Source organism: Streptomyces sp. NPDC006655 (genome assembly GCF_040703965.1).
Taxonomy (GTDB): domain Bacteria; phylum Actinomycetota; class Actinomycetes; order Streptomycetales; family Streptomycetaceae; genus Streptomyces.
In genome coordinates this window covers 1-15,944 of the sequence record NZ_JBEYJU010000024.1, presented here as the reverse complement: position 1 = coordinate 15,944, position 15,944 = coordinate 1, and the positions used below count along the sequence as shown (strand labels likewise).

13 protein-coding genes are annotated in these 15,944 nt (G+C 74.5%); 7 read left to right on the top strand and 6 right to left on the bottom strand.

Annotation, left to right across the window (positions count from 1 at the left end):
* Positions 1-75 precede the first annotated feature (75 nt).
* Positions 76-909, top strand: a complete 834-nt coding sequence (locus AB0958_RS16275) for a pentapeptide repeat-containing protein (RefSeq protein ID WP_366891089.1) — start codon at positions 76-78, stop codon at positions 907-909.
* Here the strand turns inward: AB0958_RS16275 and AB0958_RS16270 are convergent.
* Complete coding sequence (locus AB0958_RS16270; RefSeq protein WP_366891088.1) at positions 868-2,406, bottom strand: cytochrome P450; 1,539 nt, start codon at positions 2,404-2,406, stop codon at positions 868-870. The two genes, AB0958_RS16275 and AB0958_RS16270, sit on opposite strands and share 42 nt — an antisense overlap.
* A 107-nt stretch (positions 2,407-2,513) precedes the next feature.
* Between AB0958_RS16270 and AB0958_RS16265 the strand changes: the two genes are divergently transcribed.
* On the top strand, positions 2,514-3,119 hold the full coding sequence (locus AB0958_RS16265; RefSeq protein ID WP_366891087.1) for a TetR/AcrR family transcriptional regulator: 606 nt from the start codon (positions 2,514-2,516) through the stop codon (positions 3,117-3,119).
* Between the two features lie 87 nt (positions 3,120-3,206).
* Positions 3,207-3,932: a DUF2470 domain-containing protein gene (locus tag AB0958_RS16260; protein ID WP_366891086.1), complete on the top strand. Its 726-nt coding sequence runs from the start codon at positions 3,207-3,209 to the stop codon at positions 3,930-3,932.
* On the opposite strand, the gene AB0958_RS16255 is transcribed toward AB0958_RS16260, so the two are convergent.
* The 3 genes from AB0958_RS16255 to AB0958_RS16245 form a co-directional block, all read right to left on the bottom strand.
* Positions 3,900-5,102: a lactonase family protein gene (locus tag AB0958_RS16255; protein ID WP_366891085.1), complete on the bottom strand. Its 1,203-nt coding sequence runs from the start codon at positions 5,100-5,102 to the stop codon at positions 3,900-3,902. The two genes, AB0958_RS16260 and AB0958_RS16255, sit on opposite strands and share 33 nt — an antisense overlap.
* A 109-nt stretch (positions 5,103-5,211) precedes the next feature.
* Complete coding sequence (locus AB0958_RS16250) at positions 5,212-6,267, bottom strand: hypothetical protein (RefSeq protein ID WP_366891084.1); 1,056 nt, start codon at positions 6,265-6,267, stop codon at positions 5,212-5,214.
* Positions 6,268-6,431: 164 nt separating this feature from the next.
* On the bottom strand, positions 6,432-7,688 hold the full coding sequence (locus tag AB0958_RS16245) for an FUSC family protein (protein ID WP_366891083.1): 1,257 nt from the start codon (positions 7,686-7,688) through the stop codon (positions 6,432-6,434).
* Between the two features lie 231 nt (positions 7,689-7,919).
* On the opposite strand from AB0958_RS16245, the gene AB0958_RS16240 reads away from it, so the two are divergent.
* Entirely contained in the window at positions 7,920-8,873 is a 954-nt protein-coding gene (locus AB0958_RS16240) for a DUF3626 domain-containing protein (protein WP_366891160.1), read from the top strand.
* Here AB0958_RS16240 and AB0958_RS16235 read toward each other — a convergent pair.
* Complete coding sequence (locus AB0958_RS16235; RefSeq protein ID WP_366891082.1) at positions 8,783-9,448, bottom strand: PAS domain S-box protein; 666 nt, start codon at positions 9,446-9,448, stop codon at positions 8,783-8,785. The genes AB0958_RS16240 and AB0958_RS16235 overlap by 91 nt on opposite strands.
* A 190-nt stretch (positions 9,449-9,638) precedes the next feature.
* On the opposite strand from AB0958_RS16235, the gene AB0958_RS16230 reads away from it, so the two are divergent.
* From AB0958_RS16230 to AB0958_RS16220, 3 genes are all read left to right on the top strand, one after another.
* Entirely contained in the window at positions 9,639-12,815 is a 3,177-nt protein-coding gene (locus tag AB0958_RS16230; protein ID WP_366891081.1) for a cytochrome P450, read from the top strand.
* A 207-nt stretch (positions 12,816-13,022) separates the two neighbouring features.
* On the top strand, positions 13,023-14,312 hold the full coding sequence (locus tag AB0958_RS16225; protein ID WP_366891080.1) for an ROK family transcriptional regulator: 1,290 nt from the start codon (positions 13,023-13,025) through the stop codon (positions 14,310-14,312).
* Positions 14,313-14,385: 73 nt separating this feature from the next.
* Positions 14,386-14,607, top strand: coding sequence for a hypothetical protein (locus tag AB0958_RS16220; RefSeq protein WP_366891079.1), 222 nt, complete (start codon positions 14,386-14,388; stop codon positions 14,605-14,607).
* A gap of 240 nt (positions 14,608-14,847) precedes the next feature.
* On the opposite strand, the gene AB0958_RS16215 is transcribed toward AB0958_RS16220, so the two are convergent.
* The gene (locus AB0958_RS16215; RefSeq protein ID WP_366891078.1) at positions 14,848-15,876 is read right to left on the bottom strand and encodes an SDR family oxidoreductase; all 1,029 of its coding nucleotides are present in this window, start codon (positions 15,874-15,876) and stop codon (positions 14,848-14,850) included.
* Positions 15,877-15,944 lie beyond the last annotated feature (68 nt).

The window sequence follows — 15,944 nt, the reverse complement described above, 5'->3', positions numbered from 1 at the left end:
CGGGCGGCAGGGCGCCGCTCGGTGGCGCCGAGAAACGTAGGAGACGACGGACGCGCAGGTCCGTAAGCTGGGCCGATGCCAGAACAGATGTCCGACCGGTCGCGGCTGCGCGGGGACTGCTCCCGCTGCTTCGGGCTGTGCTGTGTCGCCCTGCCGTTCACCGCCTCCGCCGACTTCGCGGTGTCCAAGCCCGCCGGGACGCCCTGCCGGAACCTCGGCGGCGACCACCGCTGCGGCATCCACGCCGAGCTGCGGCAGCGGGGATTCCCCGGCTGCACCGTCTACGACTGCTTCGGCGCCGGTCAGCGGGTGTCCCAGGTGACCTTCGGCGGCCAGGACTGGCGCACCGGCTCCGCGCAGCAGGCCCGCCGGATGTTCGACGCCTTCCCGGTCGTGCGACAGCTGCACGAACTGCTCTGGTACCTCACGGCCGCGCTCGACCTGCCCGCCGCGCGTCTCGTCCACGCCGAACTGAGGGTGCTGTCGGAAACCGTCGAGGCACTGGCCCTCGGGACGCCCGGCGAACTCGCCGCCCTGGACGTGGCCGCGCGCCGGCGGGAGGCCGACGTGCTGCTGCTGCGCGCCAGTGAGCTGGCCCGCGCGGGGGTCCGGGGGCGCCGGAAGGACCGGCGGGGCGCGGATCTGATGGGTGCCCGGCTCAAGGGAGCCGACCTGCGGGGTGTGAGCCTGCGCGGGGCCTACCTCATCGCGGCCGACCTCACCGGGGCGGATCTGCGCGACACGGACCTGATCGGAGCCGACCTGCGCGACGCCGATCTCACCGACGCGGACCTGACGGGTGCGTTCTTCCTGACCCAGCCGCAGACCGACGCGGCGCGGGGGAGCGCCGGGACCCGGCTGCCGGAGTCAGTCACCCGCCCCGTGCACTGGGCAGCCGCCGCCCGCTGAGGCGGCCGTGTCCGGCACGGGCGCCGGCGCCGGGGCGGCGCGGCGCCGTTCGAGCCGCAGCCGCAGCCGCTCCGGCATGACCGTCAGCCGCTCGGTCACCTTCAGCCGGTAGCCGGGGTCGGGCGTCAGCTCGTAGCGGCGCAGCAGCAGACCGAGGACCAGGGTGGCCTCGTGCAGCGCGAACTGGCGCCCGATGCAGGCGCGGGCGCCGGTACCGAACGGCTTGAAGGTGTGCGGGGCGCGGCCCCGCGCGGCCTTCGGCTCGAAACGGTCCGGGTCGAAGCGCTCGGCGTCCGGACCCCACACCTCCGGGTCCCGGTGCAGCATCGGCGTCAGGACCAGCGCCCAGCCGCCCCGGCGCATCGGGTGCTCCCCGGCGAGCACGGTGTCCCGGCGGGCCTCGCGGGCGAAGGCGGGGGCAGTGGGCCACAGCCGCAGCGACTCGTCGAGGACCCGGCGCAGATAGCGCAGCTTGGCGACCTGGTCGTAGCCCGGCGCGGGGGTGTCGCCCCAGACCCGGTCCACCTCGGCGGCGGCCCTGGCGGCGATCTCGGGGTGCAGGGCGAGGTAGTGCAGGGCGAAGGAGAGCGCGCCGGAGGTGGTCTCGTGGCCGGCCACCAGGAAGGTGATCACCTGGCGGCGCACGTTCTCGGCGGACAGCCGCTCGCCCGTTTCCGGGTGGGACGTCTCCAGCATCCGGTCCAGCAGGTCGCCCTGCCCGCGGCCGGTCCGGCGCCGCTCGGCGACCAGGCCGTCGACCGTGCGGTTGAGAAAGGCGATGTCGGCCGCGTTGCGCCGCGAGGCCTCCCGCAGCAGCAGCGGGGCCAGCGGGGAGGGCACGCTGTTGAGGCGCTGCGCGTAACTGAGCGTGCCGATCATCGCGGTCACGAAGGGGTGCGGACGGTCCCGTTCGAACGAGCCGAAGTCGTGCCCGAACCCGGTGCGCGCGATCGTCTCCAGGGTCAGCCTGGTCATGTCACCGGGCACGTCGACCCAGTGCCCGGCGGCCTGCTCCCGGTCCCAGTGGTCGGTCAGCCGGCCCGCCACCGACACCATCATGGCGTGGTAGCCCGCCATGGCCTCCCGGCTGAAACCGGGGGCGAGGACGTCGTGCGCGAGCTGCCAGTTCGGCTCGTGGTTGTACGCCGTGAACAGGCCGTCCCCGGCGACCGGGCGCAGGTTGGCGACGCCCAGGCCGACGTGCTTGGCGAAACGTGACTCGTCGGCCATGTCGGCGGCGAGCCGGGCGCCCCACACGAACACGAACTCGTTGCCGAAGGCCTTGCGCCGGAAGATCGGGCCCAGCTGACCGGCCAGACGCATCGAGTCCTGGACCGGGGTGCGCCGGTCGACACCGAGGACGTCACCGAGGAACGGCAGCCGGCGCGGCGGGTGCGGTATCCGGTGCAGCTCGGGCCAGCCCTGTTCGGCGCCCCGGAACCCCTTGGGCAGTGGGCCGCCGGTGCCCGTCCCCGGCTGCGTGACCGTCTCCGCCATGACGCGATCTCCCTCGGTGCTGCGGCAGGTTGAGCCAGTTGTACGTGGGTTCAATAGGCGGTTCAGTCTCGTCCCGTTGTTGAACCCGCGTCAAGTAAAGTGCCGACATGGTCGCGAACCAGGGTGAGCGCAGCCGCCGCAGACTCAGCACCGCGGAGCGCCGTGAGCAACTCCTCTCGGTCGGGGCCCGGCTCTTCTCCGAGAGCCCGTACGACGACGTGTGGATCGAGCAGGTCGCCGAGATCGCGGGGGTCTCCCGCGGTCTGCTGTACCACTATTTTCCGACCAAGCGTGACTTCTTCGCGGCGGTGGTGCAGCGGGAGAGCGAGCGGATGCTGCGGATGACGGCGGCCGAGCCCGGTGTCCCCGCCCGGGAGCAGCTCACCGCGGGGCTCGACGTCTACCTCGACTACGTCCGCGCCCACGCCCACGGCTTCCGTGCCTTCCACCGCGCCGAGGCCTCCGGCGACCAGGCGGTGCGCCGGGTGTACCGGCAGGCCCAGACCGCCCAGGAGCGGCAGATCCTCGCCGCCCTCGCCGCCGACCCGGAGTTCGGTCCCGCCCTGGAGCGGCGCCCCGACGCCCGCCTCGCGGTGCGCGGCTGGCTCGCCTTCACCACGCACGTCTGCCTGGAGTGGCTGCGCACCGAGGAGCTGACGCGCGAACAGGTGCGGGACCTGTGCGCCCGGGCCCTGCTGGGTGTCCTGTCCTGACGTGCCGTGCCGCCCGCCTCCGGGGCGCGGTTGGCGTACCTCTCGAACTCCGATAGGTTAGGTGAGGCTTACCTAAGGAGGTTCGGGATGGGTGACGAACAGGCGGCCTGGTCGGCCGGGCCCGGCGCGGCGGAGCGAGCCCGCTCCCTGCTGGCCGTCGCGTGGTCGTGCACGGTCACCGCGGACGGCGGACGCGAGGAGCTCGTCGGTGCGCACACCGTCGCCGACGACGGCCGGGTGCTGCTGCGCGTGCCCGAGGACGGCGTCCTGCTCGCGGCGGTCCTCGCCCCGCGCGGCGAGCCGTCCGCGGTGCTGGAGTTCGCCGACGTGGCACCCGTCCCGGTACGGGGCCGGATCCGGGCCCGGCTCCGGATGGCCGGCCGGTTCGTGCCCGCCGACGGACCCCTCGTCTTCCATCCCACCCGCGTGGTGCTGCGCCGGCCCTCCGGCCCGGTGGCCGTCGACCTCGACGAGTTCGCCGCCGCGCGCCCCGACCCGCTGGCCGGTGCCGAAGCGCGACTGCTGACCCACCTCGCCGACGCCCACCCGGACGCCGTCGAACGGCTCACCCGGCTCGTCGCACCGGAGAGCCTGCACGCCGCGACGCGCGTCCGGCCCCTCGCCGTGGACCGGCACGGGCTGACCCTGCGCGTCGAACGCACCCGGGGCCACGGCGACGTACGGCTCACCTTCCACGCGCCCGCCGACGACGTCGCCCAACTCACCGAACGCGTACACGTCCTGCTGGCCCAGGCAGCCGCCGCGTCCTGCCCGCGGACGCTACAGCGGCAGCGCGCAGACGGCGACCGGTGACGCGAACGGCGCGCCCGCGAGCCGGAGGGCACCGCTGCCCGCGTCGACGGTGAAGACGCTCACCGTGCCGGACCGCTGGTTGGCCGCGAACAGCAGCCGGCCGTCGGGGGAGAAGGCGATCTGCCGGGGGAAGTCCCCGTGCACCGGCACGGTGTCGAGGAGCCGCAACCGGGCCCCGTCCGCCTCGACCGCGTACCGCGCCAGCGTGTTGTCGCCCCGGTTGGCGAGATAGGCGTAGCCGCCGTCCGCCGTGACCAGGATCTGCGCCGGGTAGTTGGTGGCGCCCGCCCTGCTGCCGGAGGACTGCGGCTCGCCGACCGTGAGCCGCCCGTCGGCCGGGTCGTAACCGCACACCGTGACCGTGTCGGCCACCTCGTCGGCCAGGTACGCGTACCGTCCGCCCGGATGGAAGGTCAGATGGCGCGGGCCCGCCCCCGGCTTCGTGTGCGCCTGCGAGACCTCGGTGAGCGTGCCCGTCGCGAGGTCGAGGCGGTAGCCGTAGACGGTGTCCGTGCCCAGGTCGACGGCGAGGACGTGCCCGCCGTCCGGACTGGTGAGGACCTGGTGTGCGTGCGGGCCCTGTTGGCCGGGTCCGGGCGCCGGACGGGAGTGCGTGACCAGGGCCGTGCGCTCGCCGAGGGTGCCCGTGGCGTCGATCGGGTGCACGGCCACGCTGCCCGAGGTGTAGTTGGCGCTCAGCAGCCAGCGGCCGGTGGGGTGCACCGAGAGGTGACACGGCCCCGCCCCGCCCGTGCTCCGGCTGCCGAGCACCTTCCGGTCCGCGAGGCGCACGGCGGTGACGCTCCCGTTCGCGTGCTCGTCCACCGCGTACAGCGTGCGGCCGTCGGGGTGGACGGCCAGGTAGGACGGGTCGGTGACGCCGGTGAGCGTGCCGGTGCCGGTGATCTCGCCGGTCGCCGGGTCGTAGTCGGCCAGGCCGATGCCGGTGCCCCCGCCGGTCACGGAGGTGTAGGTGCCGAGGTAGAGCGGGCGCGGGCCGGAAGCCGGCTGCGCCGGGGACTTCGCCACCGGGCGGGGCGCGGCACGCGGTTCCCGGGCGGGTGGCGCCGCCGGTGCCGGGACCGCCACCACCGCCGCGGCGCCCGCCGTCGCGCCGACGAACCGGCGCCTGCTCCAGCCGCCGCGCGCCGCTTCCGTACCACTGCCCATGCCCGCACCTCAGGTCGTCGGTCACCCCCCGGTCGTCACGGCAACCTTGGCGTGCGTCCACGGCCGAGCGCAAGAAGGGCAACGCGCGTTGCGCATCATGCAACGAAGGTCACCAGTCGCCGTCCTCCACCGGCTTGTCCGCCGCGTCCTTGAGCGGGACCACCTGCTCGGGGGACGGCTGCTGCCAGGGCTCCAGGTCGTCGCCGAGCCAGTCACCGACCGGTTTCACCGCTCGCAGGGTGTCCGTGGGGGCGAGATCGCGAGCGTCCTCGTCGTAGTAGTCGTACCAGGGCAGGCCCGCACGGGTGTAGGCCGCCCGGTCCACCGGGGACGGCGGGGGTTCCTCCCCCGTGATGCGACGCCACTGCGGGGGCGTGACCAGGTGGACGAAGACGCGCCCCGCAGGGGACTCGGACCAGTCCCGCAGCGGCCGGTCGTCCCGGTACACCTCCTGGCGCATCGAGCCGCCGGCACCCAGCCCCATCGCCGCCGGGGCCGGCACCCGGCCCCGGGCCGCCGGAGCCGCTCCCGGTGCGGCCGCCGCCAGGGGCAGGGCCGCGCCGAAGCCCCCGGCCGAGCGTGAGCTGCGGGTCCGCTGCCGGATCAGCCGCTCCCGCCGCCGCCGCTCCTGGCGGTGGTACTCGGCGAGCGCCTCCTCGGACAGCGGGAAGGACCGGAGCTGCACCCCGCCCCACACCTCCTCGCCGGTGACCTGCCCCTCCACCGTCGCACCCAGGCCGAGCGGCACGGACACGAACTGGCGGACCGTGCCCCTGCCGGAGTTGATGCCGTCCAGCCACGGCTGCCGGGGGAGGACCAGATAGTTCTGCGGCCGCTGCGAGAGCCGGTCGCTCCACGGCTCGCCGGACACCGCGCACACCTTGCCCACGCCGACCTGGAGTGCCACCGGCCGCGCCGTACCCGCGAAGCTCAGCCACATCGCCTCACGCAGGTACACCGGCAGCATCACGCCGCCCCGGGCCCGCCACTCGGCCGGGACCGTCTCCGGATGGTCGGCCACCCGCCGGACCGGGAACTCGCCCAGCCCCGGCGGCAGCGGGTGCGTGCCCGACTCCGGCAGCCGCAGCGTGCGGACGAACCGCACCGCCGCCCCGCCGGGCAGCCGCAGAGTGTTCCCGTCGATCCGCACCGCCGCTCCGGTCATCGACGTGCCCCCTTCCCGTCCCGCATCGCCGTCGTGTGTGCCGCCCGGGCGGAGCCGGCCGTGCCGTCCGGCACCGTGCCGTACCTCGCCGCCGGGGACGTCACCGTGCGCAGCCGTCGCCGTCCGGCCTCCGCCGCCCGTCCCGCGCGGTCCGTCCGCGTCCCTCACAGAGAACGCCCCGGGCCACCCGTCCGGTTCCGCCGCAGCTGCTCCGGCACCCCGATCCGCTCGCGCAGCCAGGTCAGCCACGGCGGCCGCTTGGCGCGCTGCTCGCTGGAGACCCGGTCCAGCTCCTCCAGCAGCCGGCGGGTGCGGTGCTCGGTGTCCAGCTCGTCGATCATCCGGTTGACCTCGGTCAGTACGGCACCGAGCAGCTGCCAGTTCCGGTCGTCGCGGCGGATCTCGTCCTGGAGCAGTTCGGCGAGCTTGTCACGGGTACCGGTCGCGGTGTGCAGCTCGGCGGCCAGCCGGGCCTCGGCCGACTCCGCGTTCTCGCTGATGCTCGTGGTGACCAGCACCGCGAAGCTGACCACGGCGTCGGCGATCTGGGACAGCAGCTGCTCCACGGCCGCCCCCGCGTCGGACGCGAACATCGGTTCGGGTTCGCGGGCCTTGGCGAGGTCGGTGAAGGTCCGGGCCAGCACGCGCAGCACGACTGTGCAGATCTCCAGCGTGTCCAGACCGGTGCGCAGCACCACCCGGTGCAGCAGCCCCTCCCTGACCCGCGGATTGAGCCGCAGGCTGTCCTCGGCCTGCCGCAACGCCGCGTCCACCTCGACGATCGCGTGATCGAGCTGGCGGGCCTCGTGCAGCCGCTCGGCGGCCCGCTGCCACGGGGTGAGCTCCGCCGCCTCGTCGCCCATGCGCAGCATCAGCTGGCGCAGCCGGCGGGCCAGCCCCTCGATGGACTCGCCGGCCTCGTCGACCCACACCGGGGGCGGCAGCAGCAGATTGCAGGCCATGCCGACCACCGCGCCGATCAGGGTCTCCACGATCCGCGCCCAGGCCGTACTGCTGATCGTGGTGACCCCGAGCACCAGCATGGCGCTGATCGCCACCTCGGGGATGTACTCGTCGACACGCACCAGGTGCCCCACCCCCAGCGAGGCCACGATCAGCAGCGCCAGGCTCCACCAGGTCAGCCCCACCAGCTGGCTGAAGGCGATGGCGACCAGCACACCGGCCACCACCGCGTTGACCCGGCGGAAGCCGTTGGTCAATGTGGCGTACAGGGTCACCTGCACGACCAGCAGCGCGGTCAGCGGGGCGGTGAGCGGCGCCGGTTCAGGGCTCAGGCGGAGCGCGACGACGTAGGCGATCGTGGCCGCGGTGGCCGATCGCAGCGTCTGGACGACCACCGGGTCCCGATGCCGCCGCAACAGCCGCGGCAGGCTCTCGGCCCACTTCCGTACGTCTTGCATCCCTTGGCCTGTTCCCCTTCGCGCGGCACGTCGAACGTATTGTCCACAGATCACTCACGCGCGCTAGTACCCGGATGACCACAGCCGATTACGGAGGGTGCCCGGCGGCCGGGTCCCCTGGGGCGCGCGCGGAAATCGCCGTGCCCCGGACGAGGGTGATCGGATACGGTCGGCGGGCACCGGGAGCGGGCCGTGGGCAGCGCGCCTCGGGCGGAGCGCAGGGGGTGGCGGATGGGACTCGCGGACTACGCGGACCTCGGATCGGTGCGGGCCGTGGCGGCGCTGCGGCATGTGGCCGCGCTGTCCTCCGGACCGGCCCTCGACCCCGGTCTGCGGATCACCCTCAACTTCCACCCCGACCGGCTGTCCGCCGGACGGCCGATCCTGCGGGCGCTGGCCCGCGACGGCGCCTACCACTCGCAGTTCGTCACCGGCTCCGGCAACGGCGGGCTCACCGCGCACCCCGGCGGCGACCGCTGGCGCTGGGAGAGCCGGATCTTCGGCGGGAGCTACGACGACGCCGACCCCGCCGAGCGTCCGGTGTACGGGGCGCTGAACTTCCGCCGCCAAGTCGTGGGCGCGGCCCCGCGGTTCGGCTCCTCGCACCTGCGGCTGACCGGTCCGGCACTGCACCGGGCCACCTTCTGCTACCCCGACAGCGCGGCCGAGCCGACGGATTTCGGAGTGGCCGCCGGTACCCACCTCATCGCCCTGGCCGAGGCCGACGAGCAGGACGCCCTGAACGACTACATCGAGACCCAGGTGCACGGCGGGGTACGGCTCGACCGGGACGTGGAGGCCCTCGTCCTGGACGCCTGCTACCGGGGCACCCCCGTGGAGCGGGCCGCCCGGTCGCTGCCGTTCCCGGTCGAATGGCACCCCGGCTACCGGCTCAGCGTGCCGGAGCTGCGCCGCCACGCCCCCTACCGGGGCGCTCAGTACGCCGAACTGGGCGCCCGGATCGCGGAGAAGGGCGTCGTGGACCCCCGGATCATCGGAGACGCGGCCCGCACCGAGAGGTACGAGGTGCAGGACCTCAAAATGGTGTGGCACACCCTGGCCCGCTTCGGCGCCCCGGAAGGCGCGGGCACGGCCTACTCGGCCGAGGTCTCCAATCCGGCCGCGGTCCGCGACCCGGCCGGGGCCGGCGGCCACGCACCCGGCCTGAGCACGCCCAAGGCATAGGCGCGCGCGACCAGTTCGGTGCGGTTGGCCGCGTCCCAGCGGGCCGACAGCCGGCGCAGATGGTAGGTGACGCCGTCCCTGGTCAGCCCCAGTTCACGGGCGGCCTGGGCGGTGGTGGCACCCCGGGCCAGCAGGGCCAGCACCCGGCCCTCGACCGGGCTGACCCGCGCGGGCCCCGTCTCGGGCGCCTCCCGCTCGCCGTCCACCCGCAGCATCACCAGCAGCGACGGCGTCCCGCCCACGGACTCGCTCACCGGGTCCGCCGTCAGCTCCCCGTACCGGTCGGCCCCGTGGGGCGCCCGCCACCGCACCGACACCTGGTAGCGCGAGCGGTGCCGCAGCCGCAGCGCCTCGGCGATCCGCTCCACCTGGGCCTCCTCCTGCGGCCGGAACAGCTCCAGCACATCCCGGCCGCGCAGCCGCCCCGGAGCCGTACCGCACTCGGCGGCCATCGCCGGGTTGGCGAGCACCACCAGCCCGTACACGTCGCACACCGCCACCGGCACCGCCACCCGGTCGAACAGCGTCAGCGCGCGATTGCGCCACACCACGCCGTCGAGCCCGCCCGTCGCCATGCCCACCACCGCTCCTCTCACCCTCATCCAAGGCGGCCACCGAGGTCAGAGGCAACTCCATCGGCTCCGCGCAAGAACCGAAGGCGACTTTCGACTGCACGTTCGTGTAGTGCCACGGCCCCGTGGCCCGCTCTCCGAGGACCAGGCTGGATCGCAGGACTTCCGTACCGCGAAAGGCAGTTGTCGCGCCATGCCCCCCACCGCGCCGCACCCCGACACCACAGGCACCCTCCCCGGCGTCCCCGTCGTGGACATCACCGCCACCGGACCCGGCCGCACCCCCGTTCAGCAGGTCATGAACCTGATGCGGAAGCACGGCCCGGTCCTGGTACGACGGCTGCACGGACGGGACACCCTGTTCGTCGCCGACACCGACCTGGTCGCGGACCTCGCCGACGAGCAGCGGTTCGCCAAGCACATCGGGCCCGCCCTGGAGAACGTCCGCGCCTTCGCCGCCGACGGGCTGTTCACCGCCTACAACGACGAGCCCAACTGGGCCAGGGCGCACGACATCCTCATGCCCGCCTTCGCGCTCGGCTCGATGCGCACCTACCACCCGGTGATGCTCACGGTCGCCCGCCGCCTGATCGAGTCCTGGGACCGCGCCGCCCGCGACGGCCGCCCGGTCGACGTGCCGGACGACATGACCCGGATGACCCTCGACACCATCGGCCTCGCCGGGTTCGGCTACGACTTCGGCTCCTTCGAACGCACCGAACCCCACCCCTTCGTCGAGTCCATGGTCCGCTGCCTGGAGTGGAGCATGACCCGCCTGGCCCGCACGCCCGGCACCGACCACTCGGCCGCCGACGCCGCCTTCCGGGACGACGCCGACCACCTCGCCCAGGTCGTGGACGACGTCATCGCCTCCCGCACCGGCACCGACCAGAGCACGGCCGAGGACCTGCTCGGCCTGATGCTCTCCGCCCGGCACCCCGCCGACGGCGCCACCCTGGACCGGGCCAACATCCGCAACCAGGTCATCACCTTCCTCATCGCCGGGCACGAGACCACCTCCGGCGCGATGTCCTTCGCCCTGTACTACCTCGCCAAGCACCCCACCGCGCTCCGGCTGGTACAGCGCGAGGCGGACGCCCTGTGGGGCGACACGCCCGACCCCGAGCCCACCTACGACGAGGTCGGCCGCCTCGCCTACACCCGTCAGGTGCTCAACGAGGCACTGCGGCTGTGGCCGACCGCCGCCGCGTTCAGCCGGCACGCCCTCGACGACACCCTGCTCGGCGGACGGGTGCCGCTGACGGCGGGGCAGTCCGTCACCGTGCTCGCCCCGATGCTGCACCGGCAGCCGGTCTGGGGCGACAACCCCGAGCGCTTCGACCCCTCCCGGTTCACCCCCCAGGCCGAGGCGGCCCGCCCGGTGCACGCCTTCAAGCCCTTCGGCACCGGTGAACGCGCCTGCATCGGACGGCAGTTCGCCCTGCACGAGGCGACCATGCTGCTGGCCCTGCTGGTGCACCGCTACCGGATCCAGGACCACGCGCGGTACGCCCTCACCGTCAAGGAGACCCTCACCCTCAAGCCCGAGGGCTTCACCCTGACCCTCGTCCCGCGCACCCCCGCCGACCGCGTCCACCCGGCGCTGCCCGGCACCGCGCCGACCGCCGACCGGAACCCGGGGGAGACAGCCGCGCTCCCGGCCCGCGTCCGCACCGGCACCGGCGCCCTCCTGCTGCACGGCAGCAACTACGGCACCTGCCGGGACCTCACCGCCCGGCTCGCCGAGGAGGCCGCCGACCTCGGCTGCGACACCGAGGTGGCGGCGCTGGACGCGTACGCCACCGGTCTCCCGGCGAACCGCCCCGTCGTCATCACCGCCGCCTCCTACAACGGCCGCCCCACCGATGACGCCACCGCCTTCGCGGCCTGGCTCGACAGCGCCCCGGACCTGACCGGCGTCACCTACGCGGTGCTCGGCGTCGGCGACCGCAACTGGGCCGCCACCTACCAGCACTTCCCGACCCGGATCGACACCCGCCTGGCCGAGCTGGGCGCCCGCCGACTCACCGACCGCGGCACCGCCGACGCCTCCGGCGACCTGCCCGGCACGGTCCGCGACTTCACCGCACGGCTGCGCACCGCCCTGCTGGAGCGGTACGGCGACCCCGACGCGGCCCCCTCGACGGATCCGGAGCCCACCACCGCGTACCAGGTCAGGACCCTGACCGGCGGCCCCCTCGACGCCGTCGCCGCACGCCACGGTCTGGTCCCGATGACAGTCACCGAGGCGTACGACCTCACCGCCGCCGGCCACCCCCGCACCAAACGCTTCCTGCGGGTGGCGCTGCCGGACGGCGTCACCTACCGCACCGCCGACCACCTGACCGTGCTCCCCGTCAACGCACCGGCGCTGGTCACCCGCGCGGCCACCGCCCTCGGTGTGGACCCCGACGCCGTGCTCGACATCCGCGCCGCCCGGCCCCGGCGCGCCGGACTCGCGGTCGACCGCCCACTGACGGTACGTGAGGTCCTCGCCCACCACGTCGAGTTGCAGGAGCGCCCGAACGCCGGGCAGCTGTCCCTGCTGGCCGAGGCCAACCCCTGCCCGCCGGAGAGGGCCGCGCTCGCCGCCCTGGCCGACGACCCGCGCACCCTGGCCGACGACCCGCGCACCCTGGTCGAGGTCGTCGAGGACCACCCGGCGCTGCGCGGCGCCCTCGACTGGCCCCGCCTGCTGGACCTGCTGACCCCGCTCAGGCCGCGCCACTACTCGATCTCGTCGTCCCCGGCCGCCGACCCCCGCCACGCCGACCTGATGATCTCCCTCCTGGAGGCCCCGGCCAGGTCCGGCAAGGGCCGCTACCGGGGCACCGGCTCCGGCCACCTGACGTCGCTGCGCCCCGGCGACACCGTGCTCGCCCGCGTGCAGTCCTGCCGGGAGGCCTTCCGCGTCGACCACACCGTCCCGGTGGTCATGATCGCCGCGGGCACCGGCCTGGCCCCGTTCCGCGGCGCCGTCGCCGACCGTGCGGCAGCCCGCGCCACGGGCGCCGAACTCCCGCCCGCCCTCTGCTACTTCGGCTGCGACGCGGCCGACGCGGACTTCCTGCACGCGGGCGAGCTGCGCACGGCACAGGCCGCCGGTGCCGTCTCCCTGCGCCCGGCCTTCAGCACGTCGGGCACCTTCGTCCAGCACCGCGTCACCGCCGAGGCCGACGAGGTGTGGGCCCTGCTGGCAGCGGGCGCGAAGGTGTACGTCTGCGGTGACGGCGGCAGGATGGCGCCGGGCGTCCGGGAGGCGTTCCGTACGATGTACCGCGACCGCACGCCGGGAGGCGACGCCGAGCAATGGCTGAACTCCCTGGTGGCGGAGGGCCGCTACGTGGAGGATGTGTACGCGGCGAACTGATCGGTGCCGCCGGTCGGAGCGTTCGAAAGGGGCGCGGGGGACTGCGCGTCGGGCCCCACCGGCCGACGGCTCGCGCCCCGCCCGTGCCCACGGTTCCCGCATCCCTTAGCTCACATCGTGAACTAAGGGTTGTGGAAATATCGCTTTCTGGTCCCCCGAAGGAGTATGTTGCAGGTCGGGCAGGGTTCGTGAAGGGAGCGTAGCCACATGGCGGGGCGGAACGGGCGCACGGTGCGCGACCTCAGGCGGGCCAACCGCACGGCCGTCTTGCAGCGGCTCTACTTCGACGGCCCCCTGAGCCGCTTCGAGCTCGGTCCGGCCACGGGCCTGAGCTCCGGCTCGGTGAGCAACGTGGTCGCCGACCTGGTCGCGGACGGCCTGGTGGAGGAGGCCGGCAGCGTCGACTCCGACGGCGGACGCCCGCGCACCCTCCTGCGCGTCGCCCCGCACAGCGGCCACATGATCGGCGTGGACGTCGGCGAGACCCGCGTCCGCGTCGAGCTGTTCGACCTCACCCTCACCGAACTCGCGCGCGCCGAAAGGCCGTTGGAGCAGCAGGGCTACGACGTCGAGGTGATCGTCGGTCACATCCGGGACGGCATCGCCGAGGTCCTCGCCACCGAAGGCGCCCACCCCGAACTGCTGCTCGGCGTCGGCGTGGGCGTCCCGGGCATCGTGGAGCACACCGGCGACCGGGGTGCCGTCGTGCACGGCCAGACCATCGGCTGGGACGCCGTCCCGCTGGAGGAGCTGCTCCGCTCCCGCAGTCAACTCCCCGAATCGGTGCGGTACTTCATCGACAACGGCGCCAAGACCCTGGGCCAGGCGGAGATGTGGTTCGGGGCCGGGCGGGGCGCGGACAACGCGGTGGTGGTGCTGTTCGGCTCCGGGGTCGGCGCCTGTCTGGTCACCGCGGAGGTGGAGCACGGGCGGGCCGTGGAGTGGGGGCACCTGACGGTACGGGTGCGGGGCCGCCGCTGCCGTTGCGGCGCGCTCGGCTGCCTGGAGGCCTACGCCGGCGCGGAGTCGCTGCTGGCCCGCTGGCGCGAGGAGGGCGGCCGGCCCGCCGAGGGGCTCGACGAGGAGACCGCGCTCACCGCCATGCTCGCCGCCGCCTATCCGCCCGAGGGCACCGCGCCCGACCCGGTCGCGCTCGCCGTCCTCGAGGAGACCGCCGAGTACCTGGGCGCGGGCCTCTCCGACCTGATCAACCTCTTCCAGCCCGAGCGGATCCTGATCGGCGGCTGGGCGGGCCTCCAGCTCGGCGCCCGCTTCCTGCCCGCCGTACGGCGCTACGCGACCAGGTACGCGCTGCGCCACCCGGCCGAGCAGGTCACCATCGACCTGGGCCGGCTCGGCCCGGACGCGGTCACCGTCGGCGCGGCGATCCTGCCCCTGGCCGATTTCTTCAGCCGCGGTGGTCGGCGCGTGGAGCGGGCGGCCGAGGACCGGCTCCCGGCCTGGCGCGCGGCCCTTGAGGAGCGCACCCCTCGCTGAGCCCTCCTCGTTTGGCCCGTGCCCTGCGAGGTACCCGCCGGACCCCGGAACGACGTCGTGAGGGAGGTACGCCATGGGCGAGAAGCAGGGCAGGCCCGTCCCGCGGGACATGCAGGACCAGCAGGCCGGCGCCGGCCAGGATCCGTGGGACGCGGCCGAGGGGCGCCCCACGGACCGACGCGGCGAGGACGCCGAAGTCCCCGAACCCGACGAGGCCGGCGCGGGCCCGCAGGGCGCACCCCGCTCGGGAACGGTGCACCCCGAGGCCCCGATCCCCGACGAACCACCGGCCTGACCGGGCCTGAGCCGCACCTGAACGGGTCGTGCGCAGGCTCCGAGCGGGACGAGCCCCAGGCCCACCGCCACCGGCCCGGCCGAGTGCCCGCCCCTCGGCCCGGAAGCGTTCTCCGCCGTAGGGGAACCGGTGAAGGGGGAGCCTTCCGTATCCGGCCGTCTCCGGGCCGCACGCCACGGCGCCGTCCCGGCCGGTGCGGCGCGGTGTCGTCCGGTTCGACGCACCGGCCCGGGGTGGCGGTCAGCCGACCTTGCGGCCCCGCATCGGCTCCGTCGCCGCTCCCGCGCCCTCGCGCATGCCCTCCAGGAACTCGTCGAGGACCTCGGTCGACGTACGGCTCGCCCGCCAGCCCAGTTCCTCGTGGGCCCGGGTGCAGTCCATCAGGGGCAGCCGCAGCACCGCGTCGAAGAGGTGCGGGGAGGCGGGCAGCAGGTGCAGCCCCCAGGCCGCGGCGATCGCCGACCGGGCCGCGGTGCGCGGCAGCCGGACCGGACGCGCACCGAACCGCTCGGCCAGCACACCCGCGTCCAGCGGCGGATCCGCGGCCAGGTTGAAGGCGCCCCGGACCCCGGTCGCCACGGCCAGTCGGTACGCCTCGGCCGCGTCGTCGGTGTGCAGCGCCTGCACCCGCAGGCCGGGCACGTCCGGCAGGAAGTGCAGCAGCTCGGGCCGGGCCAGCGGACCGGGCAGCAGCCGGCCGCCGAAGATCCGGCGCTGTTCGCTCGCCGACTCCCGCTTGAACAGGAAGGCCGGCCGCATCCGCACCACGCGGATCTCCGGATGGTCGCGTTCGAAGATGTCCAGGGCCCGCTCCAGGTAGGCCTTCTCCCGGCAGTAGGCGGCGTCCGGCCAGCCGTGCGTCGGCCAGGACTCGTCCACCGGCCGGTCCTTGGGGCCGGGCGCGTAGGCGCCGACCGAGGAGGCGTGCACCAGCACCGGCACGCCGGCCGCCGCCACCGCCTCGAACACCCGGATGCCGCCGAGCACGTTGGTACGCCAGGTACGCGCCGGATCGCGCGTCGGCTGGAAGGCCCAGGCGAGATGGACGACCGCGTCCGCGCCCGCGAACAGGTCGGCCAGTTGGGTCCGCCCGGCGCCGATGTCGGCCGCCGCCCACTGCGTCTTCGGCGGTGCCCAGTCCGGCGTCCGCCGGGCCAGCCCCGTGATCGATCCGATGCCGGGATCCTCGGCCAGCGCCTTCACCACGCTCGTGCCGACGTTGCCGGTGGCCCCCGTGACGACGATGTGACGCCCCGCTGAGCTGGTCACTTGTCACTCCTTTCCGGTTCCGGAGCGAACCCGCTTCGTGACCCCGCGGACCGACGGCTCCCGCGTAT

Coding starts and splice junctions, on each gene's coding strand:
- AB0958_RS16245 (WP_366891083.1), bottom strand. CDS start 7,688: ATGCAAGACGTACGGAAGTGGGCCGAGAGCCTGCCGCGGCTGTTGCGG.
- AB0958_RS16240 (WP_366891160.1), top strand. CDS start 7,920: ATGGGACTCGCGGACTACGCGGACCTCGGATCGGTGCGGGCCGTGGCG.
- AB0958_RS16255 (WP_366891085.1), bottom strand. CDS start 5,102: ATGGGCAGTGGTACGGAAGCGGCGCGCGGCGGCTGGAGCAGGCGCCGG.
- AB0958_RS16260 (WP_366891086.1), top strand. CDS start 3,207: ATGGGTGACGAACAGGCGGCCTGGTCGGCCGGGCCCGGCGCGGCGGAG.
- AB0958_RS16220 (WP_366891079.1), top strand. CDS start 14,386: ATGGGCGAGAAGCAGGGCAGGCCCGTCCCGCGGGACATGCAGGACCAG.
- AB0958_RS16265 (WP_366891087.1), top strand. CDS start 2,514: ATGGTCGCGAACCAGGGTGAGCGCAGCCGCCGCAGACTCAGCACCGCG.
- AB0958_RS16250 (WP_366891084.1), bottom strand. CDS start 6,267: ATGACCGGAGCGGCGGTGCGGATCGACGGGAACACTCTGCGGCTGCCC.
- AB0958_RS16270 (WP_366891088.1), bottom strand. CDS start 2,406: ATGGCGGAGACGGTCACGCAGCCGGGGACGGGCACCGGCGGCCCACTG.
- AB0958_RS16275 (WP_366891089.1), top strand. CDS start 76: ATGCCAGAACAGATGTCCGACCGGTCGCGGCTGCGCGGGGACTGCTCC.
- AB0958_RS16230 (WP_366891081.1), top strand. CDS start 9,639: ATGCCCCCCACCGCGCCGCACCCCGACACCACAGGCACCCTCCCCGGC.
- AB0958_RS16235 (WP_366891082.1), bottom strand. CDS start 9,448: ATGGCGACGGGCGGGCTCGACGGCGTGGTGTGGCGCAATCGCGCGCTG.
- AB0958_RS16225 (WP_366891080.1), top strand. CDS start 13,023: ATGGCGGGGCGGAACGGGCGCACGGTGCGCGACCTCAGGCGGGCCAAC.